This window comes from Paenibacillus sp. DCT19, assembly GCF_003268635.1.
Taxonomy (GTDB): domain Bacteria; phylum Bacillota; class Bacilli; order Paenibacillales; family Paenibacillaceae; genus Paenibacillus.
On the sequence record NZ_CP029639.1, the window covers coordinates 2,007,933 to 2,031,493 of the forward strand.

General features: G+C 44.7%; 19 protein-coding genes and 2 pseudogenes. 17 read left to right on the forward strand and 4 right to left on the reverse strand.

Annotation, left to right across the window (positions count from 1 at the left end; translation table 11 throughout):
- Positions 1-253 precede the first annotated feature (253 nt).
- Entirely contained in the window at positions 254-1,183 is a 930-nt protein-coding gene (locus DMB88_RS09045; RefSeq protein ID WP_128104378.1) for an aldo/keto reductase, read from the forward strand.
- A gap of 33 nt (positions 1,184-1,216) precedes the next feature.
- The gene (locus tag DMB88_RS09050; protein ID WP_128101095.1) at positions 1,217-2,230 is read left to right on the forward strand and encodes a zinc-binding alcohol dehydrogenase family protein; all 1,014 of its coding nucleotides are present in this window, start codon (positions 1,217-1,219) and stop codon (positions 2,228-2,230) included.
- A gap of 144 nt (positions 2,231-2,374) precedes the next feature.
- Here DMB88_RS09050 and DMB88_RS09055 read toward each other — a convergent pair whose 3' ends face one another.
- The 4 genes and pseudogenes from DMB88_RS09055 to DMB88_RS09070 form a co-directional block, all read right to left on the reverse strand.
- A complete protein-coding gene (locus tag DMB88_RS09055; protein WP_128101096.1) occupies positions 2,375-3,262 on the reverse strand; it encodes a YitT family protein in 888 nt (295 codons plus the stop codon).
- 106 nt (positions 3,263-3,368) lie between these two features.
- Positions 3,369-4,603: pseudogene (locus DMB88_RS09060) on the reverse strand (cation:proton antiporter).
- Positions 4,604-5,101 (reverse strand): cation:proton antiporter regulatory subunit, encoded by a 498-nt coding sequence (locus DMB88_RS09065; RefSeq protein ID WP_128101097.1) that lies wholly within the window; start codon positions 5,099-5,101, stop codon positions 4,604-4,606.
- 350 nt (positions 5,102-5,451) lie between these two features.
- Positions 5,452-5,826, reverse strand: a complete 375-nt coding sequence (locus tag DMB88_RS09070) for a hypothetical protein (RefSeq protein ID WP_128101098.1) — start codon at positions 5,824-5,826, stop codon at positions 5,452-5,454.
- A 307-nt stretch (positions 5,827-6,133) separates the two neighbouring features.
- On the opposite strand from DMB88_RS09070, the gene DMB88_RS09075 reads away from it, so the two are divergent.
- The 15 genes and pseudogenes from DMB88_RS09075 (at position 6,134) to serC (ending at position 23,494) form a co-directional block, all read left to right on the forward strand.
- Positions 6,134-7,078 (forward strand): putative sporulation protein YtxC, encoded by a 945-nt coding sequence (locus DMB88_RS09075; RefSeq protein ID WP_128101099.1) that lies wholly within the window; start codon positions 6,134-6,136, stop codon positions 7,076-7,078.
- A 437-nt stretch (positions 7,079-7,515) separates the two neighbouring features.
- On the forward strand, positions 7,516-9,453 hold the full coding sequence (thrS, locus tag DMB88_RS09080; RefSeq protein WP_128101100.1) for a threonine--tRNA ligase: 1,938 nt from the start codon (positions 7,516-7,518) through the stop codon (positions 9,451-9,453).
- Positions 9,454-9,583: 130 nt separating this feature from the next.
- Positions 9,584-10,363 carry a 3D domain-containing protein gene (locus DMB88_RS31710; RefSeq protein WP_285858868.1) on the forward strand — a complete coding sequence of 260 codons (780 nt, stop codon included), beginning with the start codon at positions 9,584-9,586 and terminating at the stop codon, positions 10,361-10,363.
- Between the two features lie 93 nt (positions 10,364-10,456).
- Positions 10,457-10,663, forward strand: coding sequence for a hypothetical protein (locus tag DMB88_RS09090; RefSeq protein WP_251382838.1), 207 nt, complete (start codon positions 10,457-10,459; stop codon positions 10,661-10,663).
- A 233-nt stretch (positions 10,664-10,896) separates the two neighbouring features.
- Positions 10,897-11,664: a LiaF transmembrane domain-containing protein gene (locus DMB88_RS09095; protein ID WP_368028326.1), complete on the forward strand. Its 768-nt coding sequence runs from the start codon at positions 10,897-10,899 to the stop codon at positions 11,662-11,664.
- Between the two features lie 5 nt (positions 11,665-11,669).
- Positions 11,670-11,942: a cell wall-active antibiotics response protein LiaF gene (gene liaF, locus DMB88_RS31950; RefSeq protein ID WP_368028327.1), complete on the forward strand. Its 273-nt coding sequence runs from the start codon at positions 11,670-11,672 to the stop codon at positions 11,940-11,942.
- 3 nt (positions 11,943-11,945) lie between these two features.
- On the forward strand, positions 11,946-12,983 hold the full coding sequence (locus DMB88_RS09100) for a sensor histidine kinase (protein WP_174715276.1): 1,038 nt from the start codon (positions 11,946-11,948) through the stop codon (positions 12,981-12,983).
- A complete protein-coding gene (locus DMB88_RS09105) occupies positions 12,980-13,642 on the forward strand; it encodes a response regulator (RefSeq protein WP_128101101.1) in 663 nt (220 codons plus the stop codon). Before DMB88_RS09100 ends, DMB88_RS09105 begins: the two co-directional genes overlap by 4 nt.
- Positions 13,643-14,018: 376 nt before the next feature.
- Positions 14,019-15,686: a S1C family serine protease gene (locus tag DMB88_RS09110; protein WP_128101102.1), complete on the forward strand. Its 1,668-nt coding sequence runs from the start codon at positions 14,019-14,021 to the stop codon at positions 15,684-15,686.
- Between the two features lie 135 nt (positions 15,687-15,821).
- Positions 15,822-16,511 (forward strand): response regulator transcription factor, encoded by a 690-nt coding sequence (locus tag DMB88_RS09115; RefSeq protein WP_128101103.1) that lies wholly within the window; start codon positions 15,822-15,824, stop codon positions 16,509-16,511.
- A gap of 1 nt (position 16,512) precedes the next feature.
- Positions 16,513-18,129, forward strand: a complete 1,617-nt coding sequence (locus DMB88_RS09120; RefSeq protein WP_254438512.1) for a sensor histidine kinase — start codon at positions 16,513-16,515, stop codon at positions 18,127-18,129.
- Positions 18,042-18,965, forward strand: a pseudogene (locus DMB88_RS09125) (4-hydroxy-3-methylbut-2-enyl diphosphate reductase); the annotation flags it as partial. The gene DMB88_RS09120 and the pseudogene DMB88_RS09125, both read left to right, overlap by 88 nt.
- A gap of 308 nt (positions 18,966-19,273) precedes the next feature.
- Positions 19,274-20,338: a 3-deoxy-7-phosphoheptulonate synthase gene (gene aroF / locus DMB88_RS09130; RefSeq protein ID WP_056698489.1), complete on the forward strand. Its 1,065-nt coding sequence runs from the start codon at positions 19,274-19,276 to the stop codon at positions 20,336-20,338.
- Between the two features lie 408 nt (positions 20,339-20,746).
- The gene (glnA, locus tag DMB88_RS09135; protein ID WP_056698488.1) at positions 20,747-22,171 is read left to right on the forward strand and encodes a type I glutamate--ammonia ligase; all 1,425 of its coding nucleotides are present in this window, start codon (positions 20,747-20,749) and stop codon (positions 22,169-22,171) included.
- Positions 22,172-22,402: 231 nt separating this feature from the next.
- Complete coding sequence (gene serC, locus DMB88_RS09140; protein WP_174715336.1) at positions 22,403-23,494, forward strand: 3-phosphoserine/phosphohydroxythreonine transaminase; 1,092 nt, start codon at positions 22,403-22,405, stop codon at positions 23,492-23,494.
- Positions 23,495-23,561 lie beyond the last annotated feature (67 nt).

Consider the following 23,561-nt stretch of genomic DNA (forward strand, 5'->3'; position numbering starts at 1 on the left):
TATACATTGAACATAAGCTTTTGATACCTTAAGAAGCCATAATGCCGCGATGATCCTTCATACAGAAGGACGTCGTGGCTTTTTGCATTCACCGACTATTATTTCCCATATATAAAATGGCAGAACCTAATCAGATCATGAAACAGTATATAATTCACATTTGAAGGTATTTTATATTCTTTTTGAACTGTTACAATGAAAAGGCAATGCAGTTAGATGAGATCAGATGACATATGAGGAGAGGGGCAGGATGATGAAGCAAAGATTACTTGGAAGAACAGGACTGAACGTGCCCGTACTAAGCTTCGGCGCATCCTCATTAGGTTCGGTATTTCGTGATATTGATCCTAACGAAGGCATTCGAACTGTACATGCTGCACTAGATGCAGGAATGAACTATATTGATGTATCTCCTTATTATGGATTAACGAAAGCCGAGACCGTACTAGGTAATGCAATTCGTAATGTGCCACGTCAATCCTACACGTTATCAACGAAGGTAGGACGGTATGGTGAGGATGAGTTTGATTTTTCACGTAAGCGCATTCAGGAAAGTGTGCAGCAGAGCTTAAAACGACTTCACACCGACTATTTGGATATGTTGTTTCTTCATGATATCGAATTTGTACCCGTTGAAATCATCATTGAAGAAGCTTTTCCAACTTTGTTAGAACTCAAAGAGCAAGGAGTCATTCGATATGCGGGCATATGTGGACTGCCGTTAACCTTGTTTGAGAAAGTATTACCACAGATCGAAGCCGATGCAATCATCTCGTATTGTCATTACACCTTGAATGATACGTCGTTATTGTCGTTACTACCACTATTGGAGGAACGTAATGTTGGACTTGTGAATGCTTCGCCACTCGCCATGGGGTTGTTAAGCACCAGAGGTGCATCAGCTTGGCATCCTGCGAGCGAAAAAGTGAAGCAGGTTTGTCTGGAGGCAGCACAATTCTGTGCCGAGCAAGGTAGTGATATCGCTAAGCTGGCTGTACAATATGCAACCGCCAATGATCAGATTCCAACCACTCTAGTGAGTAGTGCAAGTGTTGAGAATATTCGGAAGAACGCTGGTTGGGTAGATGAGACGTTAGACGAGGAATTGCTCTCAGCCGTGCTCCGTATACTTGCACCGATTCATAATGAAACCTGGCCAAGTGGTCTTTTAGAATATAATTGAGATCATCCAGAAAGCTTCTAAGGGGGAATAGAGATGAGAGCTGTCGTATGTGAAGAAGTTGAACATTTATCTTTACAGGATGTGCCTGAGCCTGAACGAACAGAGCATGAAGCGATTGTTTCAATTAAACGCATTGGTATCTGTGGTACAGACCTTCATGCATATAAGGGGAACCAACCCTTTTTTACGTATCCTCGCATTTTAGGACATGAATTGGCAGGCGTCATCGAGGAGATCGGACAGAACGAAGCAGGTCTACAGATCGGTGACACGGTTAGCATTATTCCCTATTTGCACTGTGGGCGATGTATTGCTTGTCGTTCAGGTAAAACCAATTGCTGTGTCTCTATGCAGGTGATGGGGGTACATGTGGATGGAGGCATGCGGGAAAGAATAGCCGTGCCTGTAACCCATCTATTGCGAGCGGATGGGCTGACGCTGGATGAAGCTGCTATGGTGGAACCCCTAAGTATTGGAGCTCATGCCGTAAGGAGGGCTAGATTACAACCCGGAGAACAGGTTGTTGTCATTGGTGCAGGGCCGATCGGGCTTGGTGTAATGGCATTTGCGAAACAAGCGGGAGCTAAGGTTATTGCCGTGGATCGTAATCAGGAGCGATTGGAACTTAGCCGCTCTTTGGCAGGGGCAGACGTCCTGGTACAAGCAACAGGACAAGCGGTAGAACAAGTCAGAGAAGTTACGGGAGGAGATTACGCCACCGCAGTCTTCGATGCAACAGGCAACGTGAATTCGATGAATGAAGCCATTCAGTATGTTGCTCATGGTGGGCAGTTGATATATGTAGGTTTGGTCAAAGCGGATATTACCTTCCATGACCCAGAGTTTCATAAACGGGAGATGAGTATAATGGGAAGTCGGAATGCGACGCGAGAGGACTTTGAACAGGTCATGCAGGTTTTGCGAGCGAAGAAGCTGGATTTGGATACCTACCTTACGCATCGAACGCCATTTGACCTGTTACCTTCGGCAATTGAGCAGTGGCTGCTTCCAGAGTCTAGAGTCGTAAAAGCGATCGTTGAATTATAGAGTTCGTTCCTCACAATTATAAATACTAAAAACTCTCTCAGATCTTCAGGATAACAAGTATCCAGAAGGTAGAGAGAGTTTTTGGTGTCTTACCTATATAGTATTAATCGTGTTTAAGAAGTAAAGATCACTTCTCTGGATTGGTCACAAGACCCGCATGGGATCAATGTGTCGCACGATTGATTTGAGCCAGATCATTTCAAGAAAGTGAACCTCGTAATAGAGTGCGCCTGGAAAATGTTGAACCCATCCATCGCTTGCAGCTGATTGTATAGAATGACTAGACGGGTTAGATGTTAAAGGTTCTCTGCGCAATCGTTTCCGCAAAGCCTGCGTGACTTGATCCCTTTGCGCGGTTAAAATATACACCTTACGTTTCGCAGAGAATCCACGGAAAGCCACGTACACCATTTCATAAGCAATCAGATATGCGATGACAGAATACATGGCCTGATCCCAACCAAATACAACACCAGCAGCCGTTAGAATCAGCAAGTTAAGCAGCATGATTATTTTTTCGATAAGCATCCGTTTCCCGCTAAATAAACGTTCAGGTGGCCGAGAAGACGGATCACCGATTTCCAGCGTATCCAGTGTCCCGCCATAACGCACCACTAGCCCAATTCCTATTCCCAGACATAACCCGCCGAACATCGCTGCGGCAAGTGGATGTTCTACTAGTGGTGGCATGGGATGAAGCACGATGGCACCGATCGAAAAGACAACCAGACCCAACACAGTAACGAGTACAAACTTTTTCTGCACGATCTTATAGGATAAAAATATAAATGGAACGTTGAATAAGAAGAGGAATAATCCAATTCTCATCTCAGTCCAATGGGCAAATAACGATGAAATGCCCGTAATGCCTCCAATAATGATTTTATTGGGATGAAGGAACAATTCAAGTCCCACGGAGGCCAGAATGCCACCTGCTATCACAAGTAAAAGATTTAACAGGCGACGGCTCGATGAGATTCTGGTCTTGGTGGTTTGTGGCGCCGGATTAGCCGATATCAGAGGTGCCTTCATACGTCATCCTCCTTTGTGCGGTTCCGAGCCCTTCTCCCTGGGTAATTTACAGAAAGATCGGCGTAGAGCCGCGAGTTGCTATATAATGCCTATTCAGATAGACATGTTATCCTTCTTTTTGCAAAACCTTAGGTTCTTCTTTTTTCTTGCGTGGATCTTTGAACTTGAATATTTTATCCAAAATTCTAAACACATGTTTGGACTCTTTGGTCAACAATGGTCCAAGGATTGCCAGAATGAGTACATACAACGCGGCAAATGGTTGAATCATTGCCATCCCCCGGCTTTACCCATGTTGGCCAAGATAATGGAAAATTCACCACGTGACACAATGGTTAATCCAATATTAGCCGATGCTTTTGGAGATAAGCCTGCGCTACGTCCAGCCAGCATGCCTGCAAGGAAATTACCAAACAATGTTAGAGCTACTGCAATCAGAGCTAACCACACGGCATCGCCACCCAGAGACAACGGATCAATGGAGAGCCCGAAGCTGAAGAAGAAGATAGCTCCAAAGAAGTCACGGAACGGTAGAATCAAGTGCTCAATCCGTTTAGCGTGTTCCGTTTCAGCAAGAACGAGTCCGACTAACAAAGCCCCAATGGCTTCAGCAACATGAATGGTTTCAGAGAAACCGGCCACGAGGAACAATGCACCGAATACAACGAGTGAGAATATCTCGTTAGATCGTATTTTAAGCAGTTTATTCAATAATGGCGTTGCTTTACGTCCAAGAATAATCACAATTAACATGAACCCAAGGGCAATAAGTGCGGACATAATGACGCCTCCGATGGAGGATGAATCACTGAGTACCAGTCCGGACAAGATCGAGATGTATACAGCGAGAAACACATCTTCAAACATGATGATTCCCAGGATCATTTCAGTCTCTGGATTAGCTGTACGTTTCAGATCGACGAGTACCTTGGCTACAATGGCACTTGATGAAATAGTGGTGATACCTGCAATAACCAATGCTTCTGCAACTGGGAAACCGGAAGCAAAACCGAATATTAATCCCAGTGTAAAGTTAATACCGATATAGATCGAGCCGCCAACTGCAATAGAGCGACCCGATTTAACTAAACGACCTACCGAGAATTCAAGACCAAGGTAGAAGAGAAGGAACAAAATACCAATCCGACCCATGAAATCAATAAACGGCTGACTCTCAATGAAACGGAAGTCCATATGCCAAATCTTCATGGCATGTGGCCCAACGGCCATTCCGACTAAAATATAAAACGGAACAACCGAAAAACGTAGTTTAGCAGATAGGAGTCCGGCTGCTGCAATGAGCACCAGCGCCAGACCCACTTCGAATATCAAATGATCCATTCACTCACCCCTCCCGCTCAGGAGGAGGGATTTAAACAGTTTCTGTTGATTGCGTTCGCCAACGGCTACCACCGTGGATTCTGCACTGATAACTACCTCCGGACCTGGGCTGATATGTTTTTTGTGGTTTTTCTCAACAACGGCAATAACCGTTGCTCCAGAGTTTTGACGTACGTCTAGTTCGCCAATGGATTTACCGATACATCCGTAGGATGCCTCAATTTTGTACCATTCAATGATCAGATCATCAAAAGTAACTTCAATGTTCTCAAGTTGTTTAGGCTTATAGGTCAAGCCGCCGACAATAGCAGCGATCTGTCTTGCTTCATAATCATCCAGGGTGATCATGGAGATGCTTTGATCTGGATCATCGTATTCAAAGTGATACATTTCACGACGTCCATCATCGTGAATAATGATTACAATTTTATCGCCACTGCTCGTTTCAATCTGAAATTTCTTACCGATACCTGGTAGATCCGTTTCGCGTACATCCATGGATAGTTGCCTCCTTAAAATGAGGGCTGGCCACAGAAGACAGGCTTATTTCCCGTAAATAGAATGATCTAACGATGGGAAGAAACATTAAATATGCGGGTAAACAGAGCCAGGGACTCCTGACACACAGCCGTTTGTTTTGAATTGAATATGAAATATGGGTATGACAAAAGAGTGCTGCAAAGATTGGCATCAAAGCCAATAGGGTATTGTTATCTAACTTAGCTAAAAGAGTATTGAGTTATGCACAAGTATTCCGTCTTTTCATAAATGAGTAAAGAGGAACCTCTATGCAAAGCAACCTTAAATACGCTGCAACGACTAGCGAAGAGTGTAGACGTATTTTGGTGCTATAGGAGTGGGGAAACATACATACTGGTGTATTTGATAGGTAGCAGAATTAATCTGCGCTTAAACAGACAAATCAACGGTTTAAAGGGCAGACGTGGCGTCGGAATCCGAAGTATCAATAGCAATGCAAGCACAAGAAAGACTGGTTTCTTATGCACAACCGCAAGGAGTTTAGCCATCACTTGTGGGTATCTACGGATGACGGGCTTCTGTTGAGACTCTGGAATCTGAATCATTATTTCCTTGTTAGAGTTGGAATCAACAGATACGCCGACAGCGGATTCTGTCTGCATCGGAATAGGGAAGCAGAGGGCTTGGAATACGCACAAAATGATAATCAAAACGCTGCGAAGAATTCTTGGTTGTGTTCTCATTCTGGCTTCCCCCCTTTTCCGTGAAACATACTGTTATAAAAATAATAACACATTTTTGGCTGATCTCCAAACCACTTTCGAAAAACCAATGCAATTTTTTGTGAATAAAGACCCCATTTGGTCAGCAACATGTAGTATAAAACTAGGAAATAAGCCGCTAGATCTTGTACTTTAGAACGATTAAGAGTGAATGTGGCAAAATGCTGAAATATACTGAGAAATCATGACATGCTTTCCATCAATCCGCTTCGTATATCCCCATACACCTTGCCATATACTTTGAACAGGACGGAAAGGAGTGATTTTTGTGGAACTGTTTACCGTATGGACAGATGTATCCGGGCAGGAGGAAGCGGATCAATTTCATCACTGTATCAAGGAAAAAACCAAAGGTTTACATATAAGCAAAAGAGGTTTCAGGCTTACCTTCAAACATAATGATGGAAGGGCAGTCTGGGTATGCAGAGGTAATGAGAATCACAATGACTTTCAGCAATGGCTACCAAAGATTAGTGAATTGTTTGCTAATGGCTTGGCTGATTTTATTATGCTTACCCGTGAGCGACATATGGTTGAAGAAATGATCTCCAAAGCATGTTCTGTCATGGATGAGCACGAAGTAGAGAAGGTAAACCGAATTTGTATGCCGTTGTTAATCAATGGTGATCTGGATCAGCCAGGGCTCCGTGATCGTCGACGCTCAACACTCGCAAGTGAATTGAAGCGGGATTTGGAGGAGGTACATTTTTTTCTTCTGGATGGCATTGTGAACTTTCGAATGAAGCAGTACAAACAAGAGCTACATGAACTGGTGGAGTATGCTCTAGATGAGTTTTGGATGGATCGACAATATGAAGAGTTCATGGGATTGCTTAAATATTTTGTTTTTTTTCAGGAAGCGAAAGTGCCTCTAATTCATCTCGTTCATAAAGGTAAGCATGAATTCCAAGTGTATGATGCTGCGCTTAATCTCTTGCCTGTGCAAAAAGATGAACAGGTTGTGGTGGAGATGCCTGGACTGGAACTGGAGATGGATATAGAAGATATGATTGTAAGTACGCTTATATCGATCTCGCCTGAGAAAGTGATGCTGCATACCAGCACGGCAGATATGCCCATTATTAATACCATTCGCCAGATCTTTGAGGACAAGGTGCAGTTATGCCATCATTGCCCGGAATGTGAGGTGCTGCGTTCGGGATTACTAACCGGTCTTGACGCAAGCGATCTCGGCAATTATAATAACTGTTGATCCACGAATTATGGGTCGCATTACTTATAATGACTAATGAACCAAAAGCGTTGACAAAGATATGAGCCACTCGAATGGTCGGTGCAGAGAGAGGAAACCTTGGCTGAAATTTCCTCCGGATGCCACGTTTGGTTTACCCCTTTGTAGTTGCGGTTTTGAAAGCGGAATGGTAAGAGCCTATGGTAAGATATCATAAGGATACAAAGCCGTGAGTAAGGATCTGCCGGGTCATGCCCGTTATCGTCATGCCAATGAGGGCTGTACATCCAGATCGGATGAATCAGCTGAATTAGGGTGGAACCACGAGTATATTACACTCGTCCCTTTACCGGGACGGGTGTTTTTTGCGTTTTTTTGCCTTTGTGCGAAAGAGTGCAATAGATAATCAGTCCATTATTGAATGGACAAAGGTTACATTTACAGGAGGAATGAGACAAATGGCAGTTAACATTAAACTCCCTGATGGTTCCGTACGTGAGTACGCTGAGGGAAGCAGTATCGAGGATGTAGCGGCTTCGATTAGTAGTGGCCTGCGCAAAAATGCTGTAGCGGGTAAATTGGATGGCATCGTAGTGGACTTGTCCACAACGCTTCATGAAGGTGCACTGGTAGAGATCGTAACGTTGGATTCACCAGAAGGTCTGGAAGTAATGCGTCACAGTACAGCTCACTTGATGGCTCAAGCAGTTAAGCGTCTATACGGTAACAAAGAGGTTCATCTGGGCGTAGGGCCTGTTATTGAAGATGGTTTCTATTATGATATGGATCTGGAACAACCACTCAATCCTGAAGATCTGCAGAAGATTGAGAAGGAAATGGAACGTATCGTTAACGAGAATCTACCGATTGTTCGTAAGGAAGTTAGCCGTGCTGATGCAATCAAAACGTTTGAAGAAGTGGGCGACCCTTACAAGCTTGAATTGATTCGTGATCTACCAGAAGATAGCGTGATCACCATCTACGAGCAAGGTGAATTCTTCGACTTGTGCCGTGGACCACACGTACCATCAACAAGCAAAATCAAAGTATTTAAGCTGATGAATGTTGCAGGTGCATACTGGCGCGGAGACAGCAAAAACAAAATGTTGCAACGTATTTACGGTACTGCATTTGTGAAGAAAGCACAGTTGGATGAACATCTGCACTTGCTTGAAGAAGCTCGCAAACGTGACCACCGCAAATTGGGTAAAGAGCTGGAAATGTTCACATTCTCTCAATTGGTGGGACAAGGCCTGCCAATCTGGCTGCCTAACGGTGCCAAATTGCGTCGTACTTTGGAACGTTATATTGTAGATTTGGAAGAAAGTCTGGGATACCAGCACGTATACACACCTGTTCTCGGTAACGTAGAACTGTATAAAACGTCCGGTCACTGGGAGCACTACCAAGAGGATATGTTCCCGAAAATGGTTATGGACAATGAGGAACTGGTTCTTCGTCCAATGAACTGTCCTCACCATATGATGGTGTACAAGTCCAGTATGCATAGCTACCGTGATCTTCCGATCCGGATTGCTGAGCTTGGTATGATGCACCGTTATGAAATGTCAGGAGCACTCACAGGGCTGCACCGTGTACGTGCAATGACATTGAATGACTCTCACATCTTTGCACGTCCAGACCAAATTAAAGAAGAGTTCGCTCGTGTAATCGAGTTGATTCAAACGGTGTATAAGGACTTTGGTATTCATGAATACCGCTTCCGCTTGTCTTATCGTGATCCACAAGATACAGAGAAGTATTTCCAAAATGATGAAATGTGGGAAATGTCCCAACGCATGCTGCGTGAAGTTGTGGAAGAACTGGATCTACCATTCTATGAAGCCGAAGGTGAAGCGGCATTCTATGGTCCGAAGCTGGACGTTCAGATCAAAACAGCACTGGGCAAAGAAGAAACGCTCTCTACTGTGCAGTTGGACTTCCTGTTGCCAGAGCGCTTTGAGCTTGAATATGTCGGAGATGATGGACAGAAGCACCGTCCAGTTGTTATCCACCGCGGCGTAATCAGCACAATGGAACGCTTCACAGCATTCTTGCTCGAGAACTTTGCTGGAGCTTTCCCGCTGTGGCTCTCTCCTGTACAAGCAAAAGTAATCCCGGTATCGGGCAACTTCGAAGATTATGCGCGTGAGGTTGAAGAGAAGCTGAAACGTGCGGGCATCTCGGCGGAAGCAGACTTGCGGAACGAGAAGTTAGGATACAAAATCCGTGAAGCTCAGCTTGAGAAACTTCCTTACATGTTTGTCGTTGGTGAGAATGAGCGTAATGCTGGTAGTGTCTCTGTGCGTAAGCGTGGAGAAGGCGATCTCGGCATGAAGCCACTCGATGAAATTATTACTCAACTCAAAGAAGAAATTACGACACGTCTCGTGTAATGTTCTAAAAATAAGGTTATCACCGTCTGGTACAGTGGATTCGTCTGCTGTGCCAGACTTTTTTTATTTTGCCAGATACCTGTATAACGTGAATGCTTTTTGGAAAACCTTTGCAGTGAGGGGAGGTTTTATGATGAAAAAGCAATTTATATTACAACAGGGTAGTTTACGATTACTGATCTCATGGTGTGTGATCGCCGTCGGATTAGTGATAGGTATAAATCAGGCAGAGGCGTATACATTTGAAGAGGAAAATGCAGTGAGGCATGTTGAGAATCGTTATAGTAGTAGTCCAAACGTGGTACAGGTTGAAAAGCGGGAAGTCAAGTTACCTGAGAAATACAGTGATCAAGCTCAACTAACAACGATGGTCTACATGGGTTTATTGTGGTCACCGCAACCCATTGTCATTCCTAAACCTGCAGTGCCTGGTCAACAAATTGTTCTTGATCCATCCATGCCTGTTTTGGCTCCGCGTTCAGAGCAAGTGCTCGGCACGCAAAAGGTAACTGCAACGGGTTATACCGCTGGAATTGAATCGACGGGAAAAGGGCCTAAGCATCCTCAATATGGAATTACATATTCAGGTGTTAAGGTAAGGCGTGATAAGGAGACGGTTTCTACGATCGCTGCTGATCCCAAATTGTTTCCTCTAGGTTCTATCCTTTATATTCCTGGTTATGGCTATGGGATCGTGGCAGATACAGGCTCAGCCATTAAGGGCAACAAAATCGATCTTTATTTCCCAACAACCAAACAGGTGTATAAGGAATGGGGCAAAAAGGATGTAGAAGTTCAGGTGATTAAACAAGGCGCCGGAAAATGTACGGAACAAATGCTGGACGAGCTCTCACAAGCGATTGATGTGTACAAGTCGGTACCGGATTCATGGCTTGATAAAGCGGTATGATTTTGGATGTTCCAATCCATGAATAAGCGCGGTGCTCTCTTCACATAATACTCTCTGGGGACGAACCCCACGGCTCAGCAATGAGGCGCAAATATGAAGAGAGAGGTGATTGTTTTGGCTAAGAAATCCCAAGGTTACAAAACGCCAAACGAGAAGTACAATGCGGAGTTTGGTCAAGAGAACGTAGCGAGCAAAATTAAACAATCCGAGCAAAACAAAGTGAAGGATAATTTCCAAACACCTGACGAAAAATATAACGCTGAGTTTGGCGTAGAAAACACAGGCAAAACACAAAAATAAGCTGCACACAAACACCTTGGAGCATGTTCTCCAGGGTGTTTTATTATGAGAATGTGACTAACGGATATATGTCTACTACATATCAGCATTCATGAAGCAACAACGCAAAAATTACCATAAATATCCTACGTTCTCGGTCTAGAGACTGAGATGACTTCCACCTGCCGCCGCTGTTATCAGCGCCTCGTCTGAGGTACACTGGATACAGAATACAGACGAAGGAGACATGAGCGATGAAACGATCTACGCGGGACCGCTGGTGGGTGGGCATTCCCCTCATAGCTATTGGTGCAATGATCTTGTTCAGACAATTGGGATATGACATTGATATAGGATACATTTTCAGAACCTACTGGCCGTTGTTTTTAATCTGGTGGGGTGCAAAAGGGATTTCCGAAATTCGGCGCAATGGGGGCTACGCCTTCATCGGTCCTGTTATCGTATTGTTGATCGGTGGTTACTTTCTTGCCCGCAATCTGGGATGGATCGACTATTCAATGGGAGAGTTCATCCGTTATTTGATTCCGGTGATGCTGATTGGCGGAGGATTGTTTGTATTGGTCGGACCACGGAGACGTGATCGGAAGCATCAGGATAAAATGCAGTCACCTCCACCACCTGAACAGCCTTATCAGCCTTTGCCACCAGAGGATTTGGAAATGCATTCAACATTCGATGAGCAGTTCGAGAAAACATTTGGTAAACCAAAGCAGGAACAGAAACAGAATCCACATGGTTCATTCCATACAGAGCAAGAGCACTCCAACTCTTATGAGCATGAGCAATATAAAAAGCACAGCACACAAGATACTTCTCACAAAAAATATGGAAAATTTGATTCGAGCGACCATTATGGTCAGCATTCCAACGATTACGGGAGCTACGGAGGCTATGGCGGCGATACAATCAATAAGTCTGCCTTTATAGGTGATCTGTACATGGGACAGGAAGTATTCACGCTGAAGCCGATGAACATTTCCGCATTTATCGGGATACGGTAATTGATTTGACGAAAGCACAGATCCCGTATGGTGAGACCAAAATTGTGATCTCGAACTTTATAGGGGATGTCAAAGTATTCGTTCCAGAGGATATGGATCTTGGTGTGACGGTGACAACCAATTCCTTCATAGGTGATATGTCGCTGCTGAACCAGAAGCGTGGTGGTTTCATGAGCAGTGCCCAAGCTGAAACTGCACATTATCGTGAAGCAGGCAAAAAGGTGCGGATCATTGTGAGTGTATTTATCGGTGATGTCAAAGTCAATAAGGTGGGTTAACGCATGATTCGAACGATTCTCAAAGCGAATAAATGGGAGCTGATGATGTATTTTGCGCTAACGGGTCTAATCACACTTGGCGGCTTCTACCTATTATATGGAGATGTGCTAGCCGGAGAGAGCCGTCAACGTGCTTGGACCTATGTTGGCGTAGTTGTATTAGCCACTATCGTTACCGGATATATTGCTGCCTTGCGGCTACAACGCAAAATTGATCTGCTGGATCTCAATATGCTGAAAGTATCCAAGGGTAATCTATCGGTTCGTATGCCGGATGCAGATGATGCTTCGTTTGGTCGGGTATATCAGGAGTTTAATGTGATGATGGATTCCATTGAGAAAAAAATGAGACTTCTACAGCGCCTTGGTGAGCAGGAGGTCATTGAGAAGGAGCAAGCCTCAGAGCGTGCTGTTATCGAGGAGCGCAAACGAATGGCTAGAGATCTGCATGATACGGTAAGTCAACAGTTATTCGCGATGCATATGTCGGCTTCATCTTTGCCACGTTTGCTGGAGATAAATCCGGAACAGGGGCATAACGTGCTGGATCAGCTCATTCAGATGTCTCATATTGCACAGCGGCAGATGCGAGGGCTTATTGCACAGCTTCGGCCAGTGGAGCTGGAGGGACGTGATCTCTCCGCCGCACTGGATAGCTGGTTTCCTGACTACTGTAGACAGAATGGCCTCAAAGGTGTGAAAGAGCTGGAACTGGATGGCGGGATTTCGGATGCCATTGAGCACCAGCTGTTTCTTGTTATTCAGGAGGCTGTTGCCAATGTGGTGAAGCATGCCGAGGCAGGGCTGGTCAGTTTGTCGATTCGAGAAAGTGAACATCAGATTAGCATGAGCATTAGCGACGATGGGCAGGGCTTCCTGCAACAAGCCGAACGTCCCGGGTCTTACGGGTTATCCACGATGCGTGAACGGGCAGAGAAGCTTGGAGGACAGGTACAGATTATATCAAAGCCGGGAGCGGGAACAACGGTGCGGGTGTTCATCCCGAAATTCCCGAATGAATCAGAGGGGGAGACCGAATGAGCGGAAAAGTAAAGGTAATGATCGTAGATGATCATGATATGGTTCGCATGGGGCTCAAGACGTATCTCATGCTGGAGCCGACATTCCATGTAATTGGCGAGGCGGGAAATGGAGAAGCGGCACTGCATCATCTGCGTAAATTGGATGAGAGTGAAATGCCTGATCTGATCTTGATGGATCTGATGATGCCCGTAATGAATGGTGCAGAAGCAACACAGGCGATCATGAGTGAATTTCCGGCTATGAAAATTGTAATGCTGACGAGTTTCCTTGAAGACGATCTGGTCGTACAGGCCATTGAAGCAGGGGCTGTGAGTTATGTGTTGAAGACTGTATCTGCTGAGGAGCTGATCTATGCCCTTCAAGGCGCATACCGTGGGATGCCAGTCATGACAGGTGATGTGTCACAGGCGTTAACCCGTGGGATCAGACAGCGGACTGCTCGGGAGAGTGAATCTGGTCTCACTGAACGAGAGAAGGAAGTGTTGCTGCTGATTGCAGAAGGTAAGACCAATAAGGACATCGGCGAAGAATTACATATTAGTATCAAAACCGTCAAAACACATGTCAGCAACCTATTAATGAAATGTGAGATGGATGATCGCACACAACTGGCAATCTATGCTCATCGTCAAGGATGGGTGAAGACGAAAGATTAAAATGCTGGTCGGACGGGAAAAATGAACTTATAGAGGTTGTTCAAAAAGTCCGCTTTTGATTACGAAGGATGCCCTGAGGCATCTCAGCATCGAATATGGGATTCAGCCGAAATGTCCGTTGCTCACGTAGCTCCATCTACGCTCCGCTACTCCATTTCTAGCTTCATCCCATCTTCTCGGTACTGAAAACCGCCCTTTTTGAACACGCACTTATAGAGGTCGGCACTAAAAATCGTACTTTTTTGAATATGAACATATTATGATAGGGTTTTATCTCCTTTTTAATTGTTTTTAAGGTACAGTTAAGGTTTAAAGTACAAAATAAGGACAGTTAAAGAATATCTCTTACGAAGAAGAGATTGGGAGGTAGAGAGGCATGGACGAACGTAATTATAGATCAAGCCGTCAAGACGAGGAAAATGAAACAAAGCAAACGGAGAACCGTAATTCTTCCGGAACGGACGATTCCTCATATTATTATTCTTATGGACCTTTTCAGTCCGTGAATCAGGAAGATACAGCAAGCAATCAAGCGAATACGAACCCACGTGAAGAAGCAGACGTACAGATTACTAGACCTGATCCCGTGAAGCCGGTGCCTTCATATTATAGCCAAGGATCTTCCGAAGAGGCTGGTCGAGGTAAAGTAGGAAGCGGTGGTGGAAATGGCGGGAACGACGGTAAAGGTGGCAATTGGAACTATAACAATCGTCGCCCACGCTCGTCCGTCAGATCCCTTATGTTCTCTTTCATTGCAGGGATGTTAGTTATTACCGTTCTGATGTATGTGGCAGACACCACGAACATGTTTACACCACAGGCATCTATGACAAGCGCCCAAAGTGAAAGTACAAGCAAAGAATCTTCAACAAACACGGGTGGAGGAAACAATGTAACAGCATCGTTACTGCCAACAGGTAAAACGGATGTATCATCCGTCGTGACGAGCACTAGCCCGGCTGTCGTCAAGATTGAGACATTGGCGAAGCAATCAACTCGTAGTGGTGGCTACCAAGGCGGCTCTACAATGAGTGACCCGCTATACCAATATTTTTTCGGTAATGGTGGAACCAACGGCAATCAGGATCAAAATCAGCAGCAACAACAACAGCAACAGCAAAGCAGCAATCAACTTGTCCCACTGGGGATTGGTTCTGGATTTATTTTTGACAAAGAAGGTTATATCCTGACGAACCAGCACGTAGTCCAAGGTGCAGATGTCATTCAGGTTACTTTAGAGAACAATAGCAAGCCTTATGAAGCGAAATTGCTAGGAAGCAGCTTCGATCTTGACTTAGCTGTATTGAAAATTGAGAAAAACAGTGGTGATGCTGATTTCCCTGTGGCTCCACTAGGAGATTCGAACAGCACACAGGTTGGTGAATGGCTTGTGGCCATTGGTAACCCTGAAGGATTCGAACATACCGTTACTGCAGGTGTTCTGAGTGCGAAAGAACGTACGATTAGCATTCCGGACGAAGAAACAGGCAAAACACGTGAATACAGTCACTTGCTGCAAACAGATGCGTCCATCAACCCTGGTAACTCCGGTGGTCCGTTGCTTAACCTTAATGGTGAAGTGATTGGTATGAACGTTGCTGTTAGTGCAGATGCACAAGGTATCGGATTTGCTATTCCTTCCAGTGTAATTTCGGAAGCAGTGAAATACCTGAAAGAAAACAAAGAAGTTCCAAAAGAGCCAGTACCTTTCATCGGTGCTTCTCTGATGGCACTTACACCTGAAGTTGCTAAACAAATGGGAACTGACATCACTGAAGGTTCTGTAGTAGCAAGCACAATTTATCAATCTCCGGCTTATCAAGCAGACCTGCGGGCCTATGACATCATTACAGGTGCCAACGGTACGGCGTACAATACAAGCCAAGACTTGATCGATTTTATTAAGAAACAGGAAATTGGTAGTGAAGTAACGTTGAATGTCGTTCGTGATGGCAAGAAAATGGATATCAAGATCAAGATCGGCAACAAAAACGATTACGATACATCACAAACTTCAAACGAGCAACAACAAACGCAGCCTTAATCGTTGAAAGACGGTTGTTGCAAAAGCAGATAAGCGGAAGGGTTTGAGGGCCCTTTCGCTTTTTTTGCCTGAAGATGCAGATCGTGCTTGTGCCTGTTACAATAGGAATAAAATGTAGGATAAAGGAGAAAGACCATGCGCTCAACTATTCTGATTGTTGATGATGATGAAAAAATCGTGTCCATGCTTCGTCGGGGGCTGGCATTTGAAGGTTATGAAGTACAGACAGCTTCTAATGGGGCTGAGGGTCTCAGTAAACTGATGGATAAGGAACCGGATATTGTCGTTCTGGATGTCATGATGCCCCAGATTGACGGATTCGAGGTGTGCCGCAGATTACGAGAAGCGGGCAGTAAAGTGCCAGTTCTTATGCTAACGGCCAAAGATGAAGTACAGAGCCGGGTTACAGGCCTGGATACGGGAGCGGATGATTATTTGGTTAAACCGTTTGCTCTTGAAGAGCTGCTTGCGCGAGTTCGCGCGTTGCTACGACGCAAAGCGGACATTGTCGATAAGCAGGATAACCGACTTATGTACGAGGACATCATTCTCGATAATGATTCCCGTGAAGTATTGCGTGATGGACAGCGGTTGGAACTCACGGCCAAGGAGTTTGAGCTTCTGAATTTATTTATGCAAAATCCAAAAAGAGTGTTATCCCGTGATCTCATTATGGATAAAATCTGGGGCTATGATTATAGCGGCGAATCTAATGTTCTAGAAGTATATATCGCGATGCTTAGACAAAAAACCGAAGAGTATGGAGGCAAACGCTTGATCCAGACCATTCGGGGAGCGGGTTACATTCTAAGAGGTGATTCCTGATATGTCCATTCGGTTAAGATTAACCGCATGGTATTCGGGTATTTTGGCAGCCGTGCTTATCTTCTGGGCAGTCGTGATTTATGCTTTTGTCTATTTTAACTCTTACCAGGAAGTGGAACAGCAATTAAAGGTTAAGAGCGAACGCATTACCGAGCAAATCGGTGTTAATCCGCTTTCCCAATCGCTCGACCTAGATCCATTTACAGAAAGTCAGCTTCAAGAAGCACAGATCTATATTCAACTGGTGGACTATCAGAGCAGATCGATCAAGATCTCAGGAAATATGGAGAAGGCTGGCATTGACTTTCCTGTGGTGGAGCTGAAGGACATACGGGAACAGCGAGGCATATCCAAAATATACGTACATGGTACTCCTTTTCTTGTGAATCAGCAGCCGTTATCCCTTCAAGGAACGAATGAAATTAGGGGACTTCTGCAAGTGGGTGCGAATGTTACTTCCCAGGAGCGGCTACTGGAAGCACTGCGTAATATATTGATTTTTGGCTGGCTTGTGGCGATGGCTCTTGCCATTACATCAGGGCTTATTTTGGCTCGTAAATCGATGCGGCCGTTGGTTAATGTCATTGATGCTGCCAATCAGATTCAGTCAGGAAATGACCTCAGTGTGCGGATTCAATACACAGGGCCAAAGGATGAGATTGGACGGCTTATTGAAACGGTGAATAACATGCTTGAACGAACAGAATTATCCTTCCGGGGCTTGGAGGAAACCAATGCGGCTCAGCGACGATTCGTATCTGATGCATCGCATGAGCTACGTACACCACTTACAACGATTCGGGGTAACGTAGATTTCCTGAAGAAGCTGTGGGATCAGGAGAGTACGGATCGTCCGAATCTTGATGAAGAGACCGTTAAAGAGATGTCGCTTGAGGCGATTGAGGATATGGCGGATGAGGGGAAACGGATGAGCCGACTCATTAGTGACATGTTGTCACTAGCGAGAGCGGATACGGGTCAGAAGATAGAGCTGAATCCAATTCCATTGCAGATTCTGGTGCAGGAAGTGGCTCGCAGATCGCAATTCTTAGATCGTCAGTCCGAATGGCGTCAGGGTGATCTATCGATCCTTAATGGCATTTATGTTAACGGTAGCAAAGATTATTTGCAGCAAATGCTGTTTATTTTTATTGAGAATGCGTTTAAATACACTCCGGAAGGGTCAGTCACACTTGACGCTATCCTGTACAAAGGTCAGGTAGGGCTACGCATCAGTGATACAGGCATTGGTATGGAGCGAGACGAGGTACCGTTTATCTTTGACCGTTTCTATCGTGCAGATGAATCACGCGGAGCGACACCAGGGATCGGCTTAGGGCTATCGATTGCCAAGTGGATTATTGAAGAGCATCATGGCTCGGTAGAAGTCGTTACTAAACGTGGAGAAGGTACCACATTTATTATCTGGTTGCCTGTTGTCTTTGCTCCCCTATCGAATAAAGGTATAATAGAGTGGACTGCAATTACATCGGCAAATTTGCCGAAGAAAGAAAGCGGGTGGCAACCAAAGTGGAAGTACTGCGAATTTCGCCACGGGGATATTGTTACGGAGTTGTGGATGCCATGGTATTGGCACGTCAGGCTGCACGTAATCTAGATCTACCCCGGCCTATATATATATTGGGAATGATTGTGCACAACAAACATGTGACAGATTCCTTTGAAGATGAAGGCATTGTCACATTGGATGGGCCTAATCGGATGGAAATTTTGAGCCAGGTAGAGAGTGGCACTGTTATTTTTACAGCACATGGTGTATCTCCAGAAGTCCGTAAGCTGGCACGTGATAAAGGGCTGACTACAGTGGATGCGACTTGTCCAGATGTAACGAAAACCCATGACCTTATTCGCGAGAAGACGGCTGAGGGGTATCAGATTATCTATATCGGCAAAAAGAATCATCCAGAACCTGAGGGTGCCATAGGTGTTGCTCCGGATCAGGTTCATCTGATTGAAAAGGAAGAAGAGATCGAGCAATTGAATGTACCAAGTGGCAAAATTCTGATTACCAATCAGACCACAATGAGCCAATGGGACATCAAACATATTATGAGTCGTCTGCTGGAGAAATTTCCAGGCGCTGAAATTCACAATGAGATATGTTTAGCTACACAGGTTCGTCAGGAAGCTGTGGCTGAACAGGCAGGACAGTCGGATCTCGTTATCGTTGTTGGTGATCCGCGGAGTAACAATTCAAACCGGCTGGCTCAGGTTTCCGAAGAAATCGCGGGTGTCACAGCTTATCGTGTGTCAGATGTATCTGAAATTCAGCAAGAATGGCTGAAGGGCGTGAACAAAGTAGCGGTTACTTCAGGAGCATCAACACCGACACCGATTACGAAGGAAGTCATCACGTATCTGGAGCAGTATGAGCATGATCAACCAGAGACGTGGGAAATCAAACGTACAGTGAATATGAGTAAACTGTTACCCCTGTTCGCGAGAAAACACGTACAACCTAAATTACGAAAGAATCTTGTGCTAGTCCTCCTTTGTCGGGAGAACCTAAGCGCAAGATTCTTTTTTTTTTGGATGATGTACAAACGTATGGGGTCCTTGACGAAGAAGGCAGACTATGGTATATTTACTTTAGTGATTAAAAGCTTAAAAGCGAACAAGCGTTTAAGCGCGACAGAGAAAAGTTGATAATCAGATGCACTTCTTATGAGTGCTTTTATGGTTCGTAATCAGAAACGGACATATTGAATAACCTCACATACAAGGAAGGATGGGAATATATTATGATCGTTATTGCAGGTAAAGCTACTCCGGAGGAACAGATTCAGGATATTGTAGCCGTAATTGAAAAGGAAGGTCTTCAGGTTCATATTTCACGTGGAGAAGATCGTACAATCATCGGCTTGATCGGCAAGGTTGAACCGAAAATGCAGGAGCATCTTCGCCAAATGAAGGGTGTAGAGAATGTAGTCAAAATCTCGAAGTCTTACAAATTGGCTAGTCGTGACTTCCACCCGGAAGATACAGTGATTTCGATTAAGGGCGTTGACATTGGCGGTAAAGAACTTGTCGTTATGGGTGGACCTTGTGCGGTTGAATCGGCTGCACAGATTGATGAGATCGCTGGCCTGGTCAAAGCAGCAGGGGGACAGGTACTTCGTGGTGGTGCGTTTAAACCACGTACAGGTCCATACAGCTTCCAAGGTACAGGCGTGGAAGGTCTGATCATGATGGCTGAAGCAGGTAAGAAGCATGATCTGTTAACCATCACAGAGGTCATGACACCAGAATATGTAGATATCTGTGCAGAGTACGCTGATATTCTGCAGGTAGGTACACGTAATATGCAGAATTTTGATCTGTTGCGCAAATTGGGCGAGTGCGGTAAACCTGTCCTGTTGAAACGTGGATTTAGTGCGACTTATGATGAGCTGTTGAATGCAGCAGAATACATTCTTGCAGGCGGTAACCCTAACGTAATGCTCTGTGAGCGTGGTATCCGTACATTTGAATCTTACACTCGTAACACGCTCGACTTGTCAGCAATCCCTGTATTGCAGTCTCTGAGCCATCTGCCAGTCATTTCAGACCCAAGTCACGGAACTGGACGTCGTGAGCTCGTTGAGCCAATGACGAAGGCTTCTGTTGCAGCGGGTGCTAATGGTCTGATTATTGAGATGCATACGGATCCAGATAACTCCATGACAGGAGACGGTGTACAATCGTTGTTCCCTGATCAATTCGCGAACCTGTTGCAGGATCTTGAGAAGTTGGCACCAATCGTAGGTAAAACATTCAATACAGCTAAACAACCAGCAGAGTTCTTTCCAGCTAGAGTTGGCGTATAATTCATAAAGAAAGTTATATGAGCATAGCTTCCGGACATCTACAGGCCGTTCATTCAACATGAATGCAGCTTGAGGATGTCCGGTTTTTCATTCTTTTGGGCATTGAATGGATTTATTAATCAATGGTGATAAGAAACATTTATGATGTGAAGTTTTTTCCACAATTTAGGTATAAAACTACCCGCTTTACCGCATTAAATCGATTAAATATAGCTTGTGCATGTTGTTAAGTGAAGTGGGTGTATTTATAAAATGTAAGTATAGCTAACATCTTCGCAAAAAATACCTTACATAAGTATTGACGATGTCATGTTTGAGATTTTATAATGACGACAGAAAAAAATTCGAATATGGACATTTTCATTAGTGGGGTTGTTTATTGTTCGGAATATTTGGGAGGACGAATACATGTCGGTTGAAAACGTATTGAAATCAATTCAAGAGAACAACATCGAGTGGGTAGATTTTCGTTTTGTAGATTTAGCTGGTCGTGCACATCACATCTCGTTGCCAGCTTCGGCTGTTGATGCAGACACATTCGTAAATGGAGTAGCTTTTGATGGTTCTTCTATCCAAGGTTTCCGTGGAATTGAAGAGTCCGATATGGTTATGATGCCAGACCCTGAAGCGACATATGTCGATCCGTTCACAGCACACCCTACATTGAATGTAATGTGTGATATCTTCACACCTGATGGTGAGCGTTATGAGCGTGACCCACGTAGCATCGCTGTTAAAGCAGAAGCTTTCCTGCAAGAAAGCGGCGTTGGTACAGCAGCATTCTTCGCACCTGAGTCCGAGTTCTTCATCTTCGACGATGTACGTTACGAGAGCGGTACGAACAGCTCTTCTTACTATGTAGATTCCGAAGAAGCATCTTGGAACACAAACCGCAAAGAAGAAGGCGGTAACCTGGGCTTCAAAGTTCGCACTAAAGGCGGATATGTTCCAGTAGCTCCAGTTGATACGCAACAAGATATTCGTAGTGAAATGTGTCGTCTCTTGGAAGAAGCAGGTTTGTCCATCGAGCGTCACCACCACGAAGTGGCGACAGCAGGTCAAGCCGAAATCAACTTCCGCTTTGATACGTTGAAGAAAACAGCAGATAACCTGCTTGTATACAAATACATCGTGCACAACACTGCACGTCAATATGGCAAAGTAGCAACTTTCATGCCAAAACCATTGTTCGGTGACAACGGTAGCGGCATGCACGTACACCAATCCATCTTCGATGGCGATTCCCCATTGTTCTATGACAAAGCGGGATATGCTAACCTGAGCGAAATGGCTTTGCACTACATCGGAGGTATTCTGTACCACGCTCCAGCACTGATCGCTTTGACTAACCCTAGTACGAACTCATTCAAACGTCTCGTACCTGGTTATGAAGCACCAGTTAACTTGGTTTACTCCAAAGGTAACCGTTCTGCAGCAGTTCGTATCCCAGTTGCAGCAGTGACACCTAAAGGTTGTCGTATCGAGTTCCGTACACCTGACTCCACAGCTAACCCTTACTTGGCATTCTCCGCAATGTTGATGGCTGGTCTGGACGGAATCAAACGTAAAATCAACCCAACAGAGCTTGGATATGGTCCATTGGACAAAAATATCTATGACCTGTCCGATGCAGATAAAGAAAACATCCGCAGCGTGCCAGCTTCTTTGGAAGAAGCGCTTGATGCATTGGCAGCTGATAACGAGTTCTTGACTGAAGGCGGCGTATTCACTAAAGAATTCATTGATAACTATATCAACCTCAAGCGTGATGAAGCTAAAGCAGTAGCGATTCGCATTCATCCGCACGAGTACAGCCTCTACTTCGACTGCTAATCCAGTTGGAACAGACTGTTCCTCATTCAGAAAAAGCCTCCGGGATTCGTTCTCGGAGGCTTTTCCTCGAATTGAAATGTTGTAGTGCTTTAACTTTGCAGGGTGATAAAGGAATTTGATAGCTCAGATTGTGTTTTCAGTGCTTATTTCACTTGAAGCATATAGGGAATACTGATATCATAGCGATAATATTTACTTCTTATGTAAGCTATGGATGGAAAGGGCGGGGATATTTTGACAAAGAGAGCGTATAATTTTAATGCAGGACCAGCGGCACTGCCACTTGAGGTTTTGGAGCGTGCTCAGGCGGAATTTGTTGATTTTCGTAATACAGGTATGTCGATTATGGAGATGTCCCACCGTGGAGCTGTGTACGAATCGGTACATAACGAAGCTCAAGATCGTTTGTTATCTTTGCTTGGTAACCCAAAAGGTTACAAGGTTCTGTTTTTACAGGGCGGTGCGAGTACACAATTCGCTATGTTGCCTATGAACATGCTCGGTGCGGGTCAGACAGCCAGTTACGTAAATACAGGCAGCTGGGCTAAAAAAGCACTGTCTGAGGCTAAATTGATCGGTGAGACCCAAGTAGTCGCTTCGTCCGAAGCCGACAAATTCATGAAGCTACCAGATGTATCGAATCTGAGCCTGCCAGAAAACAGCGCTTATGTGCATTTGACATCCAATGAGACGATTGAAGGGACACAGTTCAAGGACTTCCCAGACACCGGCTCTGTGCCTCTGATTGCAGATATGTCCAGTGATATCTTCTGTAAGCCATTTGACTTGAATCAATTCGGAATGATCTATGCTGGTGCGCAAAAGAACTTGGGACCATCAGGAATTACGGTTGTCATTGCTCGTGAAGAGCTAGTGAGTGAGTCACCGAAAACAATCCCAACCATGTTCCGTTACAGCACACATGTAGATAATAATTCCCTTTATAACACACCGCCTTCTTTCTCGGTATATATGGTGAATGAAGTGTTGAAATGGATTGAAGAACAAGGTGGCCTAACAGGTGTTGAGCAAAAGAATAAGAAGAAAGCAGAATTGCTCTATAGTACGATTGATTCTTCCGGAGACTTCTATCGTGGTTGCGTAGATGTTAATGACCGTTCCTTGATGAATGTGACATTCCGTCTGGCGACTGAGGAGTTGGAAAAACAGTTTATTAAGGCTTCTGAGCAAGAAGGATTTGTAGGTCTGAAAGGGCACCGTAGCGTAGGTGGACTGCGAGCATCCATTTATAATGCAGCTCCATATGAGAGTGTGAAAGCACTCACGGACTTTATGAACCATTTCCAACAAACGAACGGGTAAAGAGGAGAGAGTTACAGATCAACAAGAGATAGGCGCATTAAAGCATGTGTTCAAAAGGTAAGCATCC